This is a genomic window from Brevibacillus gelatini (genome assembly GCF_003710935.1).
Lineage (GTDB): Bacteria > Bacillota > Bacilli > Brevibacillales > Brevibacillaceae > Brevibacillus > Brevibacillus gelatini.
Genome location: NZ_RHHS01000028.1, coordinates 58040 through 78423 on the forward strand (window position 1 = coordinate 58040; position 20384 = coordinate 78423).

The following is a 20384-nucleotide window of genomic DNA, read 5'->3' on the forward strand; positions in this document are numbered from 1 at the left end:
TTAACCCTTTGGGAAGCGTTCTCCTAGCGGGGGCTTCCAGCATATTTGGTAAAGGTGGGTATGACATGGCAAGACAAGCGGCTGTCAACGAGCAACGGATGGTGGCTACCAAGAAGCCAACAACCCGGAAGCAGAGATCAACAAAAGTCAGCGAGGAGGTTCCGTTCGTTCCATTTCTCCGAGTGGACATAAAAACGGGAGCATTCATTCTGGACGAGCGAGAAGAAAGATATTGGAAGATATGATCAATAGCTACTCTCCCATAAGGAAGAGGGCTATTTTTATTTTCTCAAATTCAAAAGAGGAGGAATTACTCATGTTGGCAAACATTTTCGAGCGCAAAGGGGATCAGAAAAACTTCTGGGCGGAGCTGTTCGCTGCCAAACAAAACAACATGGCCATTCAGGCAAATGTTGTCGGCTTGGAAACACACAAATTGAACGGAGAATCGGTTCGCTGCTGGGTATTGGAAGTAGAGCCAACTGGGACTGTGAAAGGCATCGTTCCGCGAATGGAAACAGGCGTAGAAAAATCATCCGAGATGAATGAATTCCTGGGGCAGACCATTCCGGTCATGATCCTGCACATTGACCAGGACGCCGAACAAGTGCTGTGCAGCCGTATCCGTGCCATCGAACTGATGCAGGAAATTGCCTTACGGCGGGTGAAGGTAGGGGATCAATACACGGCTACGGTGACAAAAGTATCGCAGAACCGTATCGTGGCAGAAACCTCCGGGTTTTCATTTACGTTTACCAATTCCGACTTGAAATTGCCATTTAAGGATTTGCGAGACGTGTATCAGGTAGGCCATACAATCACCGTTGAAGTCAAGGAGATCGTCAGGGATGGGCAAGCTTTACAACAGAGTGAAGCGGCAGCCGGGGAAGATCAAGGCGAGAAAGTGCCTGCTTCGTCCATTCGGCTTGTCGTGGTACCTGTTCTCCAGGATAAATGGGATTTGATTGGCACAAAGTTCAATCTCCGTGGTGTGTACAAAGGCGTGATTAAACGCCAATTCGACGCTGGGTATTGGGTCGAACTGGTTCCTGGATTGGATGTGTATTGCCTGCATCCGAAGCGAAGCCTGCACAAAGGCTTGCTCAAAGAGGGACAAGTAGTGTTCATCCAGCTGCAGCGGATCAACAACAAAGAGCGGCGGTTGAGCGGCGAAATTACCCGTGTGATCGGGTGAGAAAACATGTTCGGGAAATCATGGACATTCAACTGGGAACCTACGCAAACCTCATCTCTGGAGGTTCAGTCTCCGCTGCTGGAATGGGTGAGAACCATCGGGATCATCACGGCCACTTCCGCAGACTGGTTTCATGCCACCAAGAGGGAAACACGGGAAACGATCAAGCAGCTTTTATCCGCTGGCATCATTATGCGCGGCCAAGCCCAATCCGAGGATAACCAAAAGCTCACCGTTTACGCTATCGAACCTCTTGCCGGAGACGCGGCCGTAAAAAAACTGATCCTGGAGCGAGTCTTGGATCACTGGCTGGACTACGTGGAGCCCATTGATATTCAGACAAACCCAAGCGGGGGCACGATCCGGATTGGAGACGAACTGGTGGACATTCGGATTTTGTATGGGGATGTCCACCCTCCCGAACGGGAGCGGGTCTTATGGTTCGGAGGAAATTGGGACGAGTTTCGATCTGTCATTCAGCCGGGACACTTTGCAGCGACCCTGGACGTATGGGAAAAGGGAATGGTGATGAAGTGGGAACACAATTGGACGCCCGTTCCTCTGTCCCTCTTGACGAAGGGATAGAGCATTAGGTAAAATATGGGCAAACCAAGTCCAATATACGAATCATCAGAGGCTTTTTCCGTGAAGCGGATAGGGGTTCGTATACAATCCACCATGTTGAGCATGGGAGATTGCGAAGAAACGGGATACCTCATACCGTTGGGTAGTTGGCAATACCTTTTCCCTATGAGGTGAATGGTCTGTGTTGAGCGCAGTACCTGATGGACTATGTGAGGCTTTGACCCATGGTGCGCCTCTTCCAATCCTGCGAAGGGAAGCAGATTGGACAACATGGGCGGAAAAGATGTCGTGTTTGTCATTACCTGGCAAAGACAAGACGACATGGTGGTTACGAGAGAGCTAGGCACGGACTCGTAACTGGCGCAAACTGCGGACGTGTTGGGCATGACCGTGGAACTTGGCGCAAGAAGATTTTTGTATTGAAGCATAGGCGTAGTGCGCTTTTTGCAGGATTGTTTCGTGCAAAAAGAGGTACTACGCCTTTTTGCGTTTTCAGGACATCTCCTCTGAGATACAATGGGTAGAAAGACGTTGTATCGAAGGAGGTGGAATACACATGCAAAAGGAGAGGGATGACATGGACACTCTTGAAAAAGAACTGGAAGAGTGCTGGAAAGAGGCTGCAAACACGAAGCCATTAAGCGATGAGGAACTGGATGCGATCATTAAAGACGTTCGCAGATCCATCCGTAAGGTGGTGGAACAATGAACGTGGTAATCGACACCAGCACAATCATTCGCGCGACGTTGGAACAAAATAGGATGGCTCAAAGGGCTCTTTCGTTGTCCATTCGGGAACATCAGGTACTACTGACGGATGAGATGGCGAAAGAGCTTGCTGCCACGATTGTCATCGTCGCAGAAAAGAAAGGGCAAAACCCGAAACCACCATTGAGAGTAGCGGCGACTTATTTGCTTCGGGCCAATAGGGTACGCTCAACAACCGTGTATTCCTGGTGCTACGATCCGGATGACTCCATGTTTATTGAGTGCGCAATTGATGGTGGTGCACAAGCGGTCGTCTCCAATGACCGGAGTTTAACGACACTCCATGAGTACGTCACCGATGAAGAGGGGAAAAGACTCATCCAAGAGATTGAGTTTTTGACCCCGGAGGAGTTTGTAAGTAAATACAGCCTGTCATGAGTTTTTTCATCAGGCACAGGAAACCAAGACTTTTCAACCGCTAAGGTTAGGAAGTCTTTTTTTATTTTGTCCCTCGTGCGGGCGTACCAAAAGCACGGGCCGAGAAATCGGCGGAAAGGAGAAGAAATGAATCGAGTCGTCTTGATTGGTCGGCTGACGAAAGATCCAGAGATGCGCTACACGACAAACGGGATCGCTGTTACGACGTTTACGTTGGCTGTGAATCGCCCGTTTGCCAATCAAGAAGGAGAAAGGCAAGCGGATTTTATCAACATCGTAACCTGGCAGAAACTTGCCGATCTGTGCGCAACCTACTTACGCAAGGGCCGACAAGTTGGGGTGGAAGGAAGGCTGCAAACTCGGTCATACGAAAACCAGGAAGGACGAAAGGTATACGTGACGGAGGTTGTGGCGGACCGTGCTTATTTCCTTGAGAAAGCAGAGGAGACTCGTACGGGCAATCAGCAACCAAGCCATGATCCCTTTGCCCCTGGAGATCCATTTGCCGATCCGTTCGGTGGCTCAGGAAAACCAATCAATATTACGGATGACGATTTGCCGTTCTAGGGAATGGGTCATCGCAGGACAAAAAAGACTTCTCTCTGATGGTTCGGGAGAAGTCTTTTTGTATACACAAAATCCCTCGTGCGGGAGAAAACAATAGCACGTTGGCCGAGAGGCGAAGAAAGGAGATGCTATGAATAACCAACTGACGGTCATCGATGGACAGGAAACTCGCTTGATGGAGGGCTACAGTTCCCAAGAGATGCACGCTGTCTTGCAGGAGATGAAACAAAAACTCAATCTGACGCAGCAATTCTTCAAGGAAGTCATGATTGAGGGGCAAGATTACGGCGTTCTGGAAGGTACTGCGAAACCAACGCTATTGAAAGCGGGTGCCGAAAAACTATGCGAACTGTATGGGTTCTCACCGATCGTAAAGATGATCGAAGAAACGGCGGAAAGAGATACCGGCTACTATCGGGCTCGGGTAACGATTAGCCTGATTCATCGTCGCAGCGGTGTAACCATTGCTGATGGTGTTGGGGAAGCCAATACCATGGAAAGTCGATATCGCTGGCGTTGGGTCTTCGAAAACGAGTTGCCGAGGGGGATTGATAAAAACTCCTTGGTACAGAAGAGTTTTCCGAAAAAGAACGGAAACGGAACCTATATCAAATACCGGATCGAAAATGAGGATCTCCACTCATTGTGGAACACTGTTCTGAAGATGGCCAAGAAGCGCGGCCTAATTGACGCTGTACTTTCTGCAACCCGTTCTTCAGGTATCTTTACCCAGGATGTTGAGGACTTGAAGGATTGGGCTGAAGCGGCTCCATCAGATGAACCCAACCAACGACGTGAGAATGGAACGCCCGGTCACAACAGGAACGAAAGCAGAAGGACGTCAAACCGGCCGCAAGGACAAGAAGGGAAGCCGGCGCCACAAAATCAATCCGGTACTCATAAGGAACATGCTGCCATCACTCCGTCCGATACGCCCCGTTGGATTACAGGTACTGTAACGGATGTGCAAGGAACAGCCATCAACGACACCCCTTGCTTTATTTTGTTCCTGCATAACGGCAGCAAAGTCCTGATTCCGGAAGATCATCCGGTGGCCCAACAAGACTTAAACAACTTGATGGGAGGACAATTGTTAAAGTTCCTTACTCGCACGATGGGGGATTTTGAGGCAATTGCCGGCCGCAGCGGCCAAGAGATTCAGGAGGTGCGCAGTGCATGAGCATTTTTCCTGAAATCCTTGACGTTGCTGATCGTTTTAATCTCTTGGCACAGCAAAAGGCTGCGCCGAGAGGTGAGATTCGCGTCCATTGCCCGTTCTGCGCTGAGATTGTCGGTATAGCGGATCGCGGGTTCCATCTTTACCTGAATCCGGTCAAGAATACGTATCACTGCTTTCGCTGCCAGGAAAAAGGGGGCGTGGCCAAATTCATCGGTCTTCTGGAAGGAAAAGGCGAACAAGAAGTGATCGATGAATACAAGGCCAAACATGAAGCCGCCCGAAGGAAAAAGCGGAAGAAAAAGACATGGGAAGATCATCCTGCAATGAAGCTTTCCGCACACCAATGGAAATTGATGGGCTTTCTCGGGAAGATCGACGGGAAAATGTTTCACACCAGCCCGAATTATGCACGTGCTGTTCTTCAGTGGGCATGGCGGGAGTGGCAACTATTCACGTCTGAGAAATCAAAGGAAGCGTTCCATGTCCTTCTGCTTGGCAAATACCTGGCGAATGAAAAAGCCGCGGAGGATTTCGTCAGGAAAACCGAGAGAGATACCGGCATTGAAAGCCTTTGGGAGCGAGCCGTGAAGATGCATCAGCTCCCCAAGGATTTGTGGGCGGAATGGGCCAAACGAGCGGATGTCATCGTTCGCGAACTTGTAGAAGCAATTCGGAACGAAGAGAAAGCGGCGGATTTGGAAGGGACCATTCAGCGAGAGTTGCAAAAAATGAAGGAGAGAACGGCGTGACCTGGAAATGGAGTTATAGCCGACTCTTCAAATATGACTCCTGCCCCCACGCGTACTATTTCCGGTACGTGTTGGGGAGGCCGGAGAAGGAAACGGAAGCAATGGCGATCGGGAAGCAATTCCACGAAGTCATTGCTTCTTCTGTTTTACGGCAGCCTCCGCCGGCGGGAATTCCGAAAGACGTGCAGGAGTTGGCGATAAAGGCGTATCGACTGTTGCAGACCCACATTTTCAAAGGGGAAATTGTCGCGGTCGAGCGTGAAATCATCACTCCCATTACGGAGACGGATCTGTTCCATGTGGTGATTGATCTCATTGTCCAATACGATATGTTTTCCCTCTCAATTTACGACTGGAAAACATCCTGGGCAGTTTATGAGGTCATGCAGAAGCCCAAGCAACTGCTTCTCTATGCTTGGAGCGCATGGCAATCCGACCTTTACGCTTCGGAGGTCGCTTATCTGTTTCCGAGAAAGTATGAAATCAAAACAGCACAGGTAACGCCTGAAGCGATTGCGGAAACCCTTGATTGGGCCAAGACGCAGATTCATCAGGCGAGACACGCTTATCAGGAACTAAAAAAAGGGACCCCACCGGAGATAGCATTCCCGCCCAAATTAGGAAGTGGCTGCACCAACTGCAGCTATATCCGCGAATGTCCCATGACGAAAAAATACCAAGTTCATTGAGGAGGAATGAATCATGAATTACATGCACAATGCAGGAGAAAATTTCAAGCGGATTTTAGACGAACTGAACCGTCAAGCACAGCTAAAAGAAGATTTCGTTGTACCGGCCAATCAGATTCGGATGCGTGACGATGGACACTTTACGTTCCAGACACTCTTTACGAATGAGGCCGCCAGCCCGGCAACCGAATGGGCCGAAAACCAGATGTATCAAAAACTGGAGCTGCCGGCTCGCTTCATGCGCCGCTGCCCAAGTTATTTGAGGGCAACGAACTTTAACTACTTCACAGAGCGGCTGCCAGCGGACGAGGAATGGCTGTTACGTACGTATCGGTCACGGGCCAATCAACTGGGCCACATGATTCGTGGTGCCTTGTCCAAGGATTATAGCCGGTTCGATGATGAACAGTTCTTGGGCATGATCGAATCCATGATCGGGACAGAAGAAGACCATCGGATTTCGTACTGGTACCGCGATGAGCGCGGCATGCACCTGCGGATCGTGTTCCCTGATCTGACAAGAAACATCGGTAGGACGCTGGAGGGACGACCGGATGTCCACATGGTGGGGGTTCACTTGTCCAACTCCGAGGTGGGCGCCCGTTCGGTTACGATTCAGCCGATGGTATACCGCCTGGTTTGCTCGAATGGCTTGATGCGCTGGACCAACGATGGGGAAGTGTTCAAGCAGCGTCACATTCACCTGCGGGAGCGCGAGATGTACTCTCGGGTGGCCGAAGCGTTTACGGCTGCCGTCAAAGCCGGGGATGACATGTTGGAACGGGCTTTGGCCGCCAAAGAGGTGAAGGTGGAAAACCCGCTGGATTTCATCAAAACGCTGGCCAAGGACAAAAAATACAGTCAGTCCATGACAGATACCATCACCAGCACCTACATGGCAGAACCCGGTGACAGCCTGTTCTACGTGATGCAGGCCATGACCCGCGCCGCCCAAACCCTTCAAGGGGATGCTCGGGTGGAGTTGGAACAAGACGCCGGCGAACTGCTTGCTAAGGTGGCTGTCTAACAGAACCAAAACGAAGAAGCCGATCTACATGGGTCGGCTTCTCCCATGATCAAAATGAAGGAGGAATATTGTATGAACGGTCAAACAGTGATATTTCCATGGGATGAACCAATGGATATCGAAGCGGCAGCTTTGATTGATGAAGGAGCAATCCCGAAGGATCTCCCGGAAGAAAATAAAGAAGAAGAGTATAAACAGGCTCAACAATTGGCGGCTGAGATTCTTCATCTGGAAGCGATATTAAAGGCCAAGAAGGAAGAGTTGAAGCAATATGTTGAGCAGAACGGAAAAGTCGTGGTGGGAGACACCCAGTTTGATTTTGTCCCGTCGTATTCGTGGGAGGGGAATTGGGAAGCTCTTGCCCGACATATCCGGGAAAAAGGGTTGAATCCGTTTGATTTCTTCAAGCTGGGATCAACTGAGGCAACGAAGCTCATGAAAAAGACGGGATGGGACGAAGAGCAGATGAAAGAACACGGTGTCTTTCGTGTCATGTCCGGTAAGCAATTCCGCTCCTCCAAGGTGAAATAACGGAGAAGGGAATATTAGAAGCTTGTATGTTAATTGCAGCGGAAACTGCAAAGGACCGTAAGCCAGTATCTCAAATGAGGTGCTGGCTTCTTTTATTTATCCGAGGGGAGGATTGCCAGTCATGAAATTGGAAACGTTTGAGGATTTCCAACAAGCCATCTCCGAAGGAAGATTAGTCGACGTATCGGATACGGCTAAAGAGATTGGGATCAGTATTCCGGTAGCGGTCTCTTCTGCCTTATGGAAGACCTATATTGAACCGGAAGAGTCGATTACAGTAGGACAAACGAAAAACGAACGAATCTGGAATGTGATTAGTTTGCTGCTTTCAACCCTAAAAAGCGGGATGAAACCGTTCGACGATAGCTCTTCTCTCATGGTTCGGTACCAGGTTCATTTCGTAATCAATGGAATCCTTACCATGTCAACACTTAAGGCGATCATTCGGAAAACCGCAGAAAGGAAGTCATTCATTCAGATCATGTTGGAGGATGAAGCTGAACAAAACAATCCTGACAGAAAATACTTTTGCAGGGAGTGTAGGTTTACATTGTATCTCGAAACAAAGCCAGAAAGTTACATCGAATGTAGATGAGCTAACTGGTATGAAAAAACATTACATTTCGCCTACCACCGAGGCGATAAAACGTGTGGCTCAAACTTTGGGCCACACGGCCCGGTTTGAGTAGGGAGGTAATGGTGAAGCAAATCGAAATGTTTCAATACGATTTCATCGTAACTGAATTTGTCAAAAAAGCCAAAGAAAGCATCACGTTCTACGGGACGAAGGAAGCGAATTTGAACGATCTGTTGACGATCATTATTGGAAACGAAGCAGATGCTGCAAACATTCAAAAGTTAACTGGCATCGGGATTCAACAACTCGCTTCGATGTCTGCCCAAGAAATCATGGAACTTGTGTCTATCAGTGAAATGGCAGCACAGCGGATCGTCGCCTCCTTTGGTTTGGCACACAAATATGTAACCAGTCCAAGAGAGAAAAGGATAGCCATTCGTCTCCCGCGTGATGTAGCGGAACTAATGATGCCTGAAATGAGGTACTTAACGCAGGAACATTTTATATGTCTGTTTCTGAATACAAAAAATCGTGTAATCGGTAAGCAGACGATCTTTATAGGAAGTTTGGATTCATCGGTTGTGCATCCCCGTGAGATTTTTAAAGAAGCAATCAAGAGGAGCGCGGCATCGATTATTTGTCTGCACAATCATCCGAGCGGAGATCCAACCCCAAGTAAGGAAGACATTTCGATCACGCAAATTTTGCGGCAAGCAGGAGAGGTGGTTGGTATTAGCCTGCTTGATCACGTCATTATCGGGGATGGAAAGTATATTAGTTTAAAAGAACAGAGGTACTTTTAGTACGGTAAGGTAACGTATTTGCCGAAAAGATTCTACCTATCACCGGGGTAAGAAAACGAGTGGCTCGAACTATGGGGCCACTCGGCCCCGGTTCGAGTAGGAGGAAGCATGAAGACGAAAATCGTGATTAAGGATTCAGAACGTTTAGTTGCTGATCTGTCGAAAGCATACCGAGCAGTTGCAAAACAGACGACGATTCCGATTCTAACCGGTTTTCATCTCCAATTCACGGGAGAATCTTTGACCATTACCGGTTCTGATACGGATAACACCATCCAGATTACGGAGGATGACAATTGCTCATCGTCTCAACCATGTGCGGTAGTCGTACCGGCAAGAATATTCCTGGACATTGTGCGTAAGTTGCCAGCGGGTGAGATCCAACTGAAAATTGGGGAAAATGAGATCTCCATTACCGCGGGGAAATCGACTTTCGAGCTAAAGACGATGAAAGCTGATGAGTACCCATCCTTTTCGTTGGACGATACCGGCGTTTGTGTTGAGATACAAGCATCTGATTTGGCTAACGGGTTACGTTTGGAGTATGCCTGCTCGGTATCTGCTATGCGCCCTACCCTACAGGGCATCCATATCGTTAGCAAGGAAAAGGCAGTAACGTTCGTCGCAACGGATTCTCATAGGCTGGGATCTTGGACCGTTCAGCTGGATCAAGAACTGAAGTTACCGAAGATGATTTTGCCTGCCACGGCTGCAGAAGAGATGGTAAAGCTAATTGAGGACACGACCGATAAGGTCACCATCCACTGCACAGAGAACTCGTTACGACTCACTTGCAAGAACGTAACGTATGCTTCTAGGCTAATTTCCGGTACTTACCCGGAAATATCCAGGGTAATCCCAACAATTATTTCGACAACATTTGTGGCAAATCGGGATGAGTTAGTCAAGGTACTGGAGCGGGTGAGCATCGTCTCCAAGGAAGGAAAAGCCAATATGTGTCGCTTACAGGTGATACAATCCGCAATGCCTTCTCTTCTCATTTCGGCCAGTCAGGAAGGGATGGGAAAAGTACAGGAGGAAGTGTTTGTCTCGGATCTCGAAGGCGATACTTTTGAGATGAAGTTCAGTACGAAGTATCTCCTGGAGGCACTACGACATATGAAGGCAAAAGAAGTCATGTTTCAAGCATCTGGTGCAAATGCACCGTTAATCATACGACCGACAGGTGATGAAACAGGGTTTGCCTTAATATTGCCTGTGCGATCAGCATAATTTGCAGAGCAGAAGGGGATCTCATTCCCCTTCTGTTTCTTTGAAAGGATGCATTAGCGATGAAGAAAAGGAGATTTTCAACCAATGAGTTCCTAAAACAACTTCAGGTTCGCAGCATCTCATCAAATAGTCCACGTAGGCAAACTCCAGGTATGTTTCGCATCGTCGAATACCTGTATGCCGGCGCCGATGCATCGGAAGTCGATTTCGACAGCTTTACATTGGACGAACTGGATTACGTGTACAATGAAGCCCATTCTCTTTATTCGATGGAAGACATCTATGATGAAGAAACTGAGCGGGCCAATTGGTACAACGTAATCTATGAGTATGTCAGGAGCACGCAGAACATTTACACACTGCTTCATTCTAGGAAGAAACAGTATGCAGAAGAAGACGATTTTATCTGAGGGAGAGCATTGATATGTTTAGTATCGAGGATTGCCAAGTCATTCAGTCGTCCTTGGATAATTTGCTTTCGTTAAAGCTCCTTCACGATGCTGGGTATCGGGTATCCGACATGGGGTGCTGGGTAACGGATTATGCGTTTGAAAACATGGGGGGAGATATCTTTATGAAGGCAACGGAGCGACTGTTTGGTGCTTGCGCTGAGGAAGAAGAGGAAGACGGGTCATATGACATCCGGAAGTTTGTCATCCTATGTCCAGACGTCGAAGAACTTCTTGGGGTGTTTACAAAAGAATGGGTCGAAAGACAGCTCCGATGGAATAAGAGAGTTGTCTGCGACTGGACGGGAGCTGAGATGATCATCGAACTGAAGAAAATGGGCTTTATCATCGAGATCCACGAAAGTCCGTCCTATTTCAATCAGTTCATTCAAGAGCTCATCCAGATCAGGAAGTTACTCGATAGGTTGTTGGTGTATGCCCAATACTTAAAAGGAAATAGAGGTGCGAGGTATGCTGCATTTTACTGTGAAGTTTAGTGATGATTTTACGCAGCACACACCATACTGTACTGTCCAGGTTACCTCATCGGAGGGCGTAAAGGTAGACGAATACGTGATGAGTTTTGATGATTTTGTCGAGTCCATCCGAAATTCTGAATCGGAGAATTTAAAGCCAATGAGAATCCTGGGGGTTCAGAAACGGAAACGACTACGAAAAATCATCGGAAGAAAACGGATGAAAAATCCGGCGATACGTATCGAGACTCCTACCTTGCCCGTCAACTGTGTCAAACACATTTGGATTAATCGAGCGCAGAAGATCCAGATGGTATTTATCGAGGTGCCTAAAGGAAAATGGGACATTGCCTATTACAACACCACTTTTGAACAGGTGGGATTCCCGCGGATGTTGTTTGGGTACCGAATCCGGGATGGTCGCATTCAACAGCTGCACATCTTGGCCGTCAAGGACAAGGGGAGGATTCGCGAGGACACCGAACTATACAAGTTTCCTTACGCGAATGTATCGAATGGTGTGGTTTGTATGGGGGGAAATACGTTGCCGGTTATCAAAGACTTGGCTCAACTTGCTACTATGCACCAGGTCTTTTTTGCGGCTCCCAGTTCTACCTGCTATTACAACACGAACCGGAACGAATCCGGGATCAGTGATTTGCGGGAGCTATACAATCGCATGCAAGGGCAGGATTTTCCAGAGGAATGGTTAACATCCAAGCAACGAACGTTTGGACAATACTGCCAAGAACTGTAGATCAAAGACTTTAGCGAAAGCTATAGTCTTTATTTTTTTTTTGAAATGAATCCAAGAGGAGGCATGGAAAGCATGACTGACAAACTGTTTCAAGAAACTTTGTTCAGCTTTTTAGGAGAAGAGGAACCGGAGGCCATCCAGGACACAGGAAAAGGCAAAAAGACGACGGCATCCACGAAATCACGGGTAGCTTCCAAGGACCAAAAGAAAACGGCTGTATCTGTCACGAAAAGTGAACCGGAAACATGGGAACTAAACACCGAGACGATCATCCGGTATGGCGGGGAGAACATTCCTCTGACCGATTACTTTACACCGGAAGAAATCACGAATGGTCTTCCAGACAGTTCTCCAACTGATGAACAAACTACAGGAGACAACGCCGAAGTGAAATTGAGGAACATTACTGGTGAAGACGTGCGGAAGCGGTTGGAGAACGACTTTGGCGAACTAACTGAAGAGTTAACAACGATGACATTCATTAAGGAAAAGAATATGATTATCCCTGTTCTAACCGCACGAAAGAAAGGAAGCGGCATGATCTTGGATCGCCGACATGGTGTTTATCTGAAGTTGGAGGATGCTGTGGCAAATCGCCGGTCCAACATGTATGTTCCCGGAGCTGATGGTCATATGTACCATATCCGCGAAACAGAAGCGTTAACGATCTGCAAAAGGGCTCGGAAGGTTCCTAGTGTTCCGGCGTTGGTAGAAGGTGTGCGTCTAAAATTCCCCAGGATTCCCTGGGGGATTCTGACGCAGTTTTTGATTGTTGCCCGTTACTTCGCCCGGACACATGGCGCTGAGGTTCATGGCGAGATTTACTGGGGAGAAGAAGGGTACCAACTAGTGATTCCGGCACAGATTGTGAGCAGAGACATGTGTGAACCAACTGAGCAAGTTGCTTACGTGGAAAACGTCGTGAAAGTGATGGAAATCCACTCTCACCATACGATGGAAGCCTACTTTTCTTCCCAAGATGATCGATCTGAGCAGGCGCCGATCCTCTATGCGGTTGTGGGAAGGGTGCTGGATTTCTTCCCACAAATTCTGGTGAGGACGTGTCTGGACGGGGAGTATCTGATCATCAATCCCCATATTGTCTTTGAATCACCATTGGAGTCTCCGACGAACCTGGACTTTCCTCAAGTGTTCGTGAAAGGAGCAGGAGACGATGATACGGTTTAACGAACGGAAGAAGATCTTTTACTATATTGTTCAGATCGGCGCAGGCGCAAATGGCGGATATATTCTGCAGCAATGCGCTCAAATGATGAACATATTCAAGGTACAGGGGTTTTACCTGGTGGCCGATCCGGATACGGTAGAACAAAAGAATTTGGCCAATCAACTCTTTATACCAAAGGATGTCGGACAGAAGAAAGCTGCGGTACTGGCTAACCGGTACCGCAGCCATTATCAAGTGCCGATCGCTGCGTTTGATGAACGGTACATTGAGGATGAAAGAACGTTAGAACGACTGTTTCAGTTCACGGATTATCGCGGGTGTTACAGTTGGGACACGTTTTTTCTTCCGATATTGATCGGCGCAGTGGATAACAACTACACACGCCAGGTCATGCACAGTTACTTTCTAAGTCAAGAAAAGTTGCTCTACATCGATGTGGGAGTGGAAGCTGCATGGGTTCCTCGTGACGGCCGGCTACGAGAAGTGTGGACGGAGGAGGAGAAGCAGCGTCACGCGAATACTGGATGGACAGGACAAGTAGTAGCCGGATTGAGATTGAACGGAAAAACGTTTCTGGAACCGGTGGCCGGCAGCTTTCCGGACATATTGGAGGATGAGGACGAGATCGCTCCTTCTGAAATGGCGTGCTCACAGGTAATCTCGTCCGAGCCGCAGCGGTTAATTACCAACAGGTTCGCGGCGCAAGCAGTGGCAGGTTATCTAAATGAACTGTTTGGGGAGAGAACCTTGTCTACGCACGTGACATTCTTTCACGCAAAGAAAATGTATATGCGTGGGGAAAGGATTCAAGATGGGTGAGAGTGTCCAGAAATGGGCACTCTTTTTTTGTGTTTGTAAAGAAAATGTAGTACTTGTGGGAAATTGTTTCGGTTCATCTGGATGTTACGCGGTAGTGTTAATGAGGTCTGCAGCGGTAAGAATTGCAGGAAAAAATATTGAAGATATCAAATTACTCAAAAAAACAATCATAAAGGAGTCGAGTATGTCCACAACATATAACGAACGTCAGGCACTACATATGACATTGCAATCTCTGCTTGAGCAACGACTATCTCTAAGAAGAGAGTATATGGAACGAGACAAAGAACTGGGGGAGGAGATCAAGCAGCTTTTGCACCGAATCCGTGAGTTGGACGAGCAGTATGGTGTACCTTCCAGCAAGGATGATCGGCAAGGAGAAACAACAAGTGGATCGGCGGTTCTCCATGAGATACCGACAAAGCGAGCGAGTAAAGCTCGAAAGCCGTATCAGCATCATGATTATCCGGGAATAGCTAGGAAGGTAGAAACGATTTTGGAGGAAGCGGCGGAACCGCTGACACTGACAGAACTATACGGGGAGCTGCAAAAACGCCAGGGAGTGGAATGGCCGAATCTGTACATCATCATACAAAAGGCGCTGAAGCATTCAGAGAAAGTCAAGATCGAGAAGGAAGGCAGAAAACTGGTGTTTTCGATTCGGTAAATTCTCTGATATGAGGCCTTGCCAGGGCACCGGAAAGACTGCATGTAGTTCGTCGCCTGGATGACAGTTGCGGGCGGATCGCTGGTAACGGAAACGGGCGACGCAGGACCCGAGGAATGAAGAAGGGCGTCTGCTCTTTGATCGGTTGATAACGACAGCGCGTGGCAACCAATAAAAGGCGACCTCGGCCAGATCGAGACGGAGTGGTGTCCTTCTCGTTGCCGAAAGCGGCCCAGACTGGAAAGCAGACAGCTGCGCCGGATGAGTTCAATTCGATTGGGGAGAAAGAGGCACGCCGATGTTTCTTGACGGTGGACCTGGATGGTCTCCAAAACTGTTAGACCCCAGGGAAAATAACTTACCGATGCTCCACTAATGTGGAGATTTTTTATTTGCATGTTCGTCCTTGTTCGCATATAATACAAACAAATGTTCGTATAATTGGGAGTGAGCTTCCATGCTGTCTGACATCGAGCGAAAGGTTTTGCGCATTATCGCCAACTTTTCCGTTGGTCGTCGGCGCACGCCGACAGTGGATGAGCTGTGAGTAAAAACCGGGCGCAGTCGTAGCGGCGTGATGGAGGTACTGGCCGCGTTGGCTCGGGAAAAGAGTATCGAGTGGATGCGATCCAGCCCCGGACGACATCACATTGCTGGAGGCGTGGGAAAGAAGGGAGTCAATAAGCTGGAGAGTAAGATAGGATAGATAACATGTTTGCTGCAAGTCGATTTGTTCTGCCTATATCTTGATGAGATTGTACATAATTCACTTAAAAGTAATTAGATGCTGTTAGGTAAATCCTAACAGCTTCAGACTGAAGACAAACCTATTGCATCGAAGGAGAAGCATGTTTCCAGGCAGAGCAACTTGTGAGCCCTACCGAGCGGAGCAGCGATTTGCGGGGAACAGGATCGCCACCTTTGAATGGGCTGCGCAGCGATGCGGCTTTGGCGATCCCCCGCAAATCGCTGCGGAGCGTGCAGTCTATTCTTCCCGGCTGGGCGAGCACGGAGCGGATGCCGGAAACGTGCTTCTCCCCCCAGCAGTTACTTTGTCTATCCCGAAAATAATGCCCTGAAAAAGGCGCTACGGCCTGACTTTCGCTTGTCGGCACTTTCGTGATTACCTGGAGCTAGTCCCGCCCACGAACACAGGTGGGCGGCGGAAGGAAACTGGGTCATATCCGTACCGATTTCCGCCAAATTGTGTTCGGCAGTGCGCCTAGCCACTCCGGGAATTCAACGAAAAAAAGCGTGTAGACCTTGTACCTCTCGGTACTTTGTCTACACGCTGATGCTGTTAGGTAAATCCTAACAGCTTTTTAATTTATGCACACATACATTCAAAAGTTCATTTGAATGTATAAGGAGTTGAGTCCGTATAATTGTGTAAAAATGGAGTCTCTTAAAAATAAGAGAGCCATTTCAAAAACCCTCGGTTAGAATGAAGTTTGCAGACACCATTCTTAAGAGAGGAGTTTTCGTTATGGCTCAATACCAGATTAGCGTAGATTCCAAGCTTTTGCATCAGCTTTTTTTAGGGAATTCTCAGGATGCGGGAGTGGCCAAACTGCTGGAATCCGTATTGAACCAAGTGCTGGAAGCCCAGGCTACAGAACAACTGAGGGCGGAACCCTACGAACGGACGGAAAATCGCCAAGGTTATCGGAACGGCTCATATCCCCACCAGTTGACGACTCGCGTAGGAACGATTACGCTTCGAGTCCCCCGGATTCGCGGTGGGAAGTTCTCGACAGAGTTGTTTGCCCGTTACCAACGCAGCGAACAGGCTTTGGTGCTCGCCTTGATGGAGATGGTGGTCAACGGAGTGTCGACCCGTAAGGTGGCCCAGATCACCGAGGAGTTGTGTGGCACGGAGTTTTCGAAATCCACGGTGTCAGAACTGTGCAAACAGCTCGATCCTGTCGTAACGGCATGGAACAACCGTCCGCTTCATGACACTTCGTTTCTCTTTGTCATCGTTGATGCCTTGGTACTCAAGGTGCGCGAAGACGGTCGGGTGCGGTCACGAGGTGCTCTCATTGGCATGGGTGTCAACACCGATGGCTACCGGGAGGTATTGGGTGTGATGCTTGGTGACAGTGAGTCAGAAGCCAGTTGGAGTGAGTTTTTTGGCTGGCTGAAAAGCCGCGGGTTGCGAGGCGTTGATCTCGTGGTGTCCGATGACCATGGTGGATTGGTTCGAGCCATTCGCAAGCAATTCCAAGGAGTCACCTGGCAGCGGTGCCAAACGCACTTCCTGCGCAATATTTTGGACGCCACGCCGAAAGCACTGCAAGACGAGGTGTATAGTCGGGTTCGGGCCATGTTGGATGCCCCGGATATGGATACAGCACGGTTGCTCCTAAACCAGACGATTGAAATGTACGAAACGAAAGCACCAAAAGCGATGGCCGTTCTGGAGGCGGGCTTCGAAGATGCTACGGCTGTATTGCTGCTGCCCCAACCATATCGGAAACGGCTTCGCACGACAAACGGCCTGGAGCGTCTGAACGAGGAAATCCGTCGCCGTGAACGAGTGATTCGGATTTTTCCGAACCGTGAATCGGCTCTGCGGCTGATCGGCGCTTTGCTCATGGAAATCGATGAGAAGTGGGCTAGCGGCAGAAAGTATTTGGATATGGTCGAATATCTGAAGTGTCGTGAATCACAGGCCGCTAACATAAGTGCCAAAGTCACGCGCATCGGCTAACGGACGCCTATCGCAGCCTGTCAAGGCCGCGAAGCGTTCCATGTAGCCTTGACAGGCTCTTTTCAACAAACTTTTGATAGGCCCAGCAATCCGTTGCTGGGGCTGCCACACGGCGAGTGACGGGGTGCAGGGGGCGTGCCCCCTGCGTCTCCCCCCTCCGGGGGACGGAAGGGGGCTCATTCTAACCAAGGGCGAATTTACACACAAATATGGACTTGATCTGTATAAGGATAATGGTTTATGATAATAATGATCAAACGATGGTTTGATTGTCGGAGGTGATTTCATGAAAGAAAAAGATACATGTGAAATTTATTGTTATGACGAATCCAAGGTTCGTCGTGTCCAAGAGACTCTTGGTCAACAAGACATCCCAACTATGGCAAAGATGTTTAAGGTATTAGCGGATGAAACACGCATGAAGATAGCGTTCGCGTTATGCCAAGAAGATGAACTCTGCGTATGTGATGTAGCCAACATCATCGGGTCTTCGATGGCAACGGCTTCCCATCATTTGCGGATGTTAAAAGAATTGGGATTAGCAAAATATCGCAAGGAAGGGAAATTGGTTTTCTACTCGTTGGAAGATGAACATGTACGACAGCTTGTTCAAATTGCTTCGACACATAGTCAGGAGGTCGTGACCCATGGGAAGTAATGCAGAGCAAAAAAAGGTCTATCGGGTTCAAGGTTTTACCTGCACCAACTGTGCAGCCATCTTCGAGAAGAACGTCAAAAACCTGCCTGGCGTTCAAGAGGCACAAGTGAACTTTGGAGCTTCGAAGGTAACTGTTTTTGGAGAAGCAACTGTCGAGGAACTAGAAAAAGCAGGGGCATTTGAAAATCTGAAGATTATATCCGAAAGTGAACGGGTTGAAGAAAAGAAAGAACCGTTCTGGAAAGCGCACGGTAAAGTAGTGCTTTCAGCTGTCCTTCTACTCTTTGGATACCTGTTGGGTCAGCAATTCGGGGAAGAACATGTCCTTACTGCTGTAGTCTATGCTGCTTCCATTCTCATCGGCGGCTATGAGCTTTTCATTAAAGGGATTAAAAACTTGTTCCGTCTCCAGTTCGATATGAACACTCTCATGACCGTAGCCATATTAGGGGCGGCGGCGATTGGTGAATGGGGTGAAGGAGCAACAGTAGTCATCCTCTTTGCGATCAGTGAAGTATTGGAGCGTTACTCCATGGAAAAAGCTCGACAATCCATTCGTTCGTTGATGGACATCGCTCCGAAAGAAGCGTTAATCCGTCGTGGTAGCGAAGAGCTAATGGTTCATGTGGACGACATCCAAGTGGGCGACATTATGATCGTCAAACCAGGGCAGAAACTTGCCATGGATGGGGTTGTAATCAAAGGAACATCCACCATCAATCAAGCTGCTATTACAGGGGAATCTGTACCTGTCACAAAAACCGTTGGTGATGAAGTGTTCGCAGGTACGCTAAACGAAGAGGGGCTTCTTGAAGTCAAAGTAACAAAACGGGTTGAGGATACGACGATCTCCAAGATTATTCATTTGGTGGAAGAAGCGCAAGCGGAACGCGCTCCGTCTCAAGCATTCGTTGACCGATTTGCAAAGTATTACACGCCAGCGATTATGATCTTAGCACTGGGCATTGCTGTTGTTCCTCCGCTTCTACTTGGAGGCGGTTGGGGTGAGTGGATCTACCGAGGATTGGCGTTACTAGTGGTAGGATGTCCGTGCGCGCTGGTGATCTCCACACCTGTATCGATTGTCACTGCCATTGGGAATGCCGCAAAGAACGGTGTCTTGATTAAGGGTGGCATTCATTTGGAGGAAGCAGGACGATTGTCTGCAATCGCTTTTGATAAAACAGGAACTTTGACGAAAGGGGTACCAGTGGTTACGGACTTTATCACCTATGGTGGTCAAGAGAAAAATGAATTGTTGGCTATTGCAGCCGTCATCGAAAAAGGGTCCCAACATCCACTGGCTTCAGCAATTATCCGCAAAGCTGAAAACGAAAACGTCGATTTGTCATCCGAAGTAGAAGAGTTCCGATCCATTACTGGTAAAGGGGTAAAGGCAAAAGTAAAAGGGGAACTGTACTACATCGGCAGTCCGAATTTGTTTTCCGAGTTGAATACGTCGAACCTAACCGAAAAAATAAAAGCCGAAATCGAAGGTTTGCAAAAACAAGGAAAAACGGTTATGGTACTCGGAACGGAAAATGAGATACTTGCCCTAATTGCCGTTGCCGACGAAGTCCGGGAAAGCAGTAAAAACGTAATTCAAAAACTTCGAGAGTTGGGTATAACGAAAACCGTTATGCTTACAGGGGATAACCGTGCAACCGGGGAGGCAATTGGAAAACGGATTGGAATTCATGAGGTAAAGGCGGAACTGATGCCTGAGCATAAGCTGGAGGCCATTAAACAGCTGAAAGCACATGGGAAAGTAGCAATGGTGGGCGATGGTGTCAACGACGCGCCGGCACTTGCCACTGCTGATGTAGGGATCGCCATGGGTGGTGCCGGAACCGATACGGCTCTAGAAACAGCCGATATCGCACTAATGGCCGACGACTTGACCAAACTGCCGTTTACAATTAATTTGAGTCGAAAAACACTCAGTATCATCAAACAAAACATTGCTTTCTCGCTTTTAATTAAGCTGGTAGCACTACTGTTAATTGTTCCAGGATGGCTCACACTGTGGCTTGCCATCTTTGCCGACATGGGAGCGACTCTTATCGTTACGTTGAACGGATTACGCTTACTAAGGGTAAAAGAATAACTGTGTAAAGTGACTAAGAGGTTACGTCGGGACAATGAGTTTGATCCGAAGGGTAACCTCTTTTTGTTTGGAACGATGGTTGCAGAAAAGATGGGGTTGAAGAAAAGTAAAAGGGAATGGTAAAAAGCGCCCTTATTTCAAGGCGATTCAGCGTGTAGACCTTGATATCCGGACTTGCATGTTATTATTGGGGGGATGTTTTTGATACGAAACTTCTAACTGGAAAATTTCTATCCATTTGATTAGTAAAAAAAGAAGGCTCCTCAA

At 48.3% G+C, this 20384-nt stretch carries 24 protein-coding genes and 1 pseudogene; 23 read left to right on the forward strand and 2 right to left on the reverse strand.

Translation table 11 applies throughout. The annotated features are described in order from the left end of the window. Positions 1-65: 65 nt before the first annotated feature. The 20 genes from EDM57_RS22990 to EDM57_RS22995 all read left to right on the forward strand — a co-directional run bounded on the left by EDM57_RS22990 (position 66) and on the right by EDM57_RS22995 (position 14639). Positions 66-245: a hypothetical protein gene (locus EDM57_RS22990; RefSeq protein ID WP_148039110.1), complete on the forward strand. Its 180-nt coding sequence runs from the start codon at positions 66-68 to the stop codon at positions 243-245. A gap of 71 nt (positions 246-316) precedes the next feature. Then, a complete protein-coding gene (locus tag EDM57_RS12300) occupies positions 317-1195 on the forward strand; it encodes a hypothetical protein (protein WP_122905046.1) in 879 nt (292 codons plus the stop codon). Between the two features lie 6 nt (positions 1196-1201). Further along, positions 1202-1780, forward strand: coding sequence for a hypothetical protein (locus EDM57_RS12305; RefSeq protein WP_122905047.1), 579 nt, complete (start codon positions 1202-1204; stop codon positions 1778-1780). Between the two features lie 577 nt (positions 1781-2357). Continuing rightward, positions 2358-2489, forward strand: coding sequence for a hypothetical protein (locus tag EDM57_RS23905; RefSeq protein WP_281274232.1), 132 nt, complete (start codon positions 2358-2360; stop codon positions 2487-2489). Continuing rightward, the gene (locus tag EDM57_RS12310; RefSeq protein WP_122905048.1) at positions 2486-2926 is read left to right on the forward strand and encodes a PIN domain-containing protein; all 441 of its coding nucleotides are present in this window, start codon (positions 2486-2488) and stop codon (positions 2924-2926) included. The genes EDM57_RS23905 and EDM57_RS12310 overlap by 4 nt, the downstream gene beginning before the upstream one ends. Before the next feature lie 126 nt (positions 2927-3052). Next, complete coding sequence (gene ssb, locus EDM57_RS12315; protein WP_122905092.1) at positions 3053-3493, forward strand: single-stranded DNA-binding protein; 441 nt, start codon at positions 3053-3055, stop codon at positions 3491-3493. 130 nt (positions 3494-3623) lie between these two features. Further along, entirely contained in the window at positions 3624-4673 is a 1050-nt protein-coding gene (locus tag EDM57_RS12320; RefSeq protein ID WP_122905049.1) for a hypothetical protein, read from the forward strand. Beyond that, complete coding sequence (locus EDM57_RS23325; RefSeq protein ID WP_170163437.1) at positions 4670-5422, forward strand: hypothetical protein; 753 nt, start codon at positions 4670-4672, stop codon at positions 5420-5422. The genes EDM57_RS12320 and EDM57_RS23325 overlap by 4 nt, the downstream gene beginning before the upstream one ends. Then, positions 5419-6111, forward strand: a complete 693-nt coding sequence (locus tag EDM57_RS12325; RefSeq protein WP_170163438.1) for a PD-(D/E)XK nuclease family protein — start codon at positions 5419-5421, stop codon at positions 6109-6111. The genes EDM57_RS23325 and EDM57_RS12325 overlap by 4 nt, the downstream gene beginning before the upstream one ends. A 13-nt stretch (positions 6112-6124) precedes the next feature. After that, the gene (locus EDM57_RS12330) at positions 6125-7138 is read left to right on the forward strand and encodes a DUF932 domain-containing protein (protein ID WP_122905051.1); all 1014 of its coding nucleotides are present in this window, start codon (positions 6125-6127) and stop codon (positions 7136-7138) included. A 72-nt stretch (positions 7139-7210) separates the two neighbouring features. Beyond that, positions 7211-7669: a hypothetical protein gene (locus tag EDM57_RS12335; RefSeq protein ID WP_122905052.1), complete on the forward strand. Its 459-nt coding sequence runs from the start codon at positions 7211-7213 to the stop codon at positions 7667-7669. Positions 7670-7790: 121 nt separating this feature from the next. Continuing rightward, positions 7791-8264: a DUF6573 family protein gene (locus EDM57_RS12340; RefSeq protein ID WP_122905053.1), complete on the forward strand. Its 474-nt coding sequence runs from the start codon at positions 7791-7793 to the stop codon at positions 8262-8264. Positions 8265-8383: 119 nt separating this feature from the next. Continuing rightward, positions 8384-9049, forward strand: a complete 666-nt coding sequence (gene radC, locus EDM57_RS12345; protein ID WP_122905093.1) for a RadC family protein — start codon at positions 8384-8386, stop codon at positions 9047-9049. 108 nt (positions 9050-9157) lie between these two features. Then, positions 9158-10282 (forward strand): DNA polymerase III subunit beta, encoded by a 1125-nt coding sequence (gene dnaN / locus EDM57_RS12350; protein ID WP_122905054.1) that lies wholly within the window; start codon positions 9158-9160, stop codon positions 10280-10282. A gap of 59 nt (positions 10283-10341) precedes the next feature. Next, the gene (locus EDM57_RS12355; protein ID WP_148039111.1) at positions 10342-10692 is read left to right on the forward strand and encodes a hypothetical protein; all 351 of its coding nucleotides are present in this window, start codon (positions 10342-10344) and stop codon (positions 10690-10692) included. 14 nt (positions 10693-10706) lie between these two features. Beyond that, complete coding sequence (locus tag EDM57_RS12360) at positions 10707-11228, forward strand: hypothetical protein (RefSeq protein ID WP_122905056.1); 522 nt, start codon at positions 10707-10709, stop codon at positions 11226-11228. A gap of 79 nt (positions 11229-11307) precedes the next feature. Continuing rightward, complete coding sequence (locus EDM57_RS12365; protein WP_246005800.1) at positions 11308-11964, forward strand: prokaryotic E2 ligase family D protein; 657 nt, start codon at positions 11308-11310, stop codon at positions 11962-11964. Between the two features lie 72 nt (positions 11965-12036). Then, entirely contained in the window at positions 12037-13152 is a 1116-nt protein-coding gene (locus EDM57_RS12370) for a Mov34/MPN/PAD-1 family protein (protein ID WP_170163440.1), read from the forward strand. Next, the gene (locus EDM57_RS12375; RefSeq protein ID WP_122905059.1) at positions 13139-13972 is read left to right on the forward strand and encodes a ThiF family adenylyltransferase; all 834 of its coding nucleotides are present in this window, start codon (positions 13139-13141) and stop codon (positions 13970-13972) included. Before EDM57_RS12370 ends, EDM57_RS12375 begins: the two co-directional genes overlap by 14 nt. Before the next feature lie 271 nt (positions 13973-14243). Beyond that, entirely contained in the window at positions 14244-14639 is a 396-nt protein-coding gene (locus EDM57_RS22995) for a hypothetical protein (RefSeq protein ID WP_148039112.1), read from the forward strand. A gap of 827 nt (positions 14640-15466) precedes the next feature. Here EDM57_RS22995 and EDM57_RS23000 read toward each other — a convergent pair. Further along, the gene (locus EDM57_RS23000; protein WP_148039113.1) at positions 15467-15754 is read right to left on the reverse strand and encodes a hypothetical protein; all 288 of its coding nucleotides are present in this window, start codon (positions 15752-15754) and stop codon (positions 15467-15469) included. Continuing rightward, positions 15726-15878, reverse strand: a pseudogene (locus EDM57_RS12390) (IS110 family transposase); the annotation flags it as partial. The gene EDM57_RS23000 and the pseudogene EDM57_RS12390, both read right to left, overlap by 29 nt. 247 nt (positions 15879-16125) lie before the next feature. Between EDM57_RS12390 and EDM57_RS12395 the strand changes: the two are divergent. From EDM57_RS12395 to EDM57_RS12405, 3 genes are all read left to right on the forward strand, one after another. Beyond that, a complete protein-coding gene (locus EDM57_RS12395; RefSeq protein WP_122905061.1) occupies positions 16126-17352 on the forward strand; it encodes an IS256 family transposase in 1227 nt (408 codons plus the stop codon). 286 nt (positions 17353-17638) lie between these two features. After that, entirely contained in the window at positions 17639-18010 is a 372-nt protein-coding gene (locus tag EDM57_RS12400) for an ArsR/SmtB family transcription factor (RefSeq protein WP_122905062.1), read from the forward strand. Further along, positions 18000-20117: a heavy metal translocating P-type ATPase gene (locus EDM57_RS12405; RefSeq protein WP_122905063.1), complete on the forward strand. Its 2118-nt coding sequence runs from the start codon at positions 18000-18002 to the stop codon at positions 20115-20117. The genes EDM57_RS12400 and EDM57_RS12405 overlap by 11 nt, the downstream gene beginning before the upstream one ends. Positions 20118-20384 lie beyond the last annotated feature (267 nt).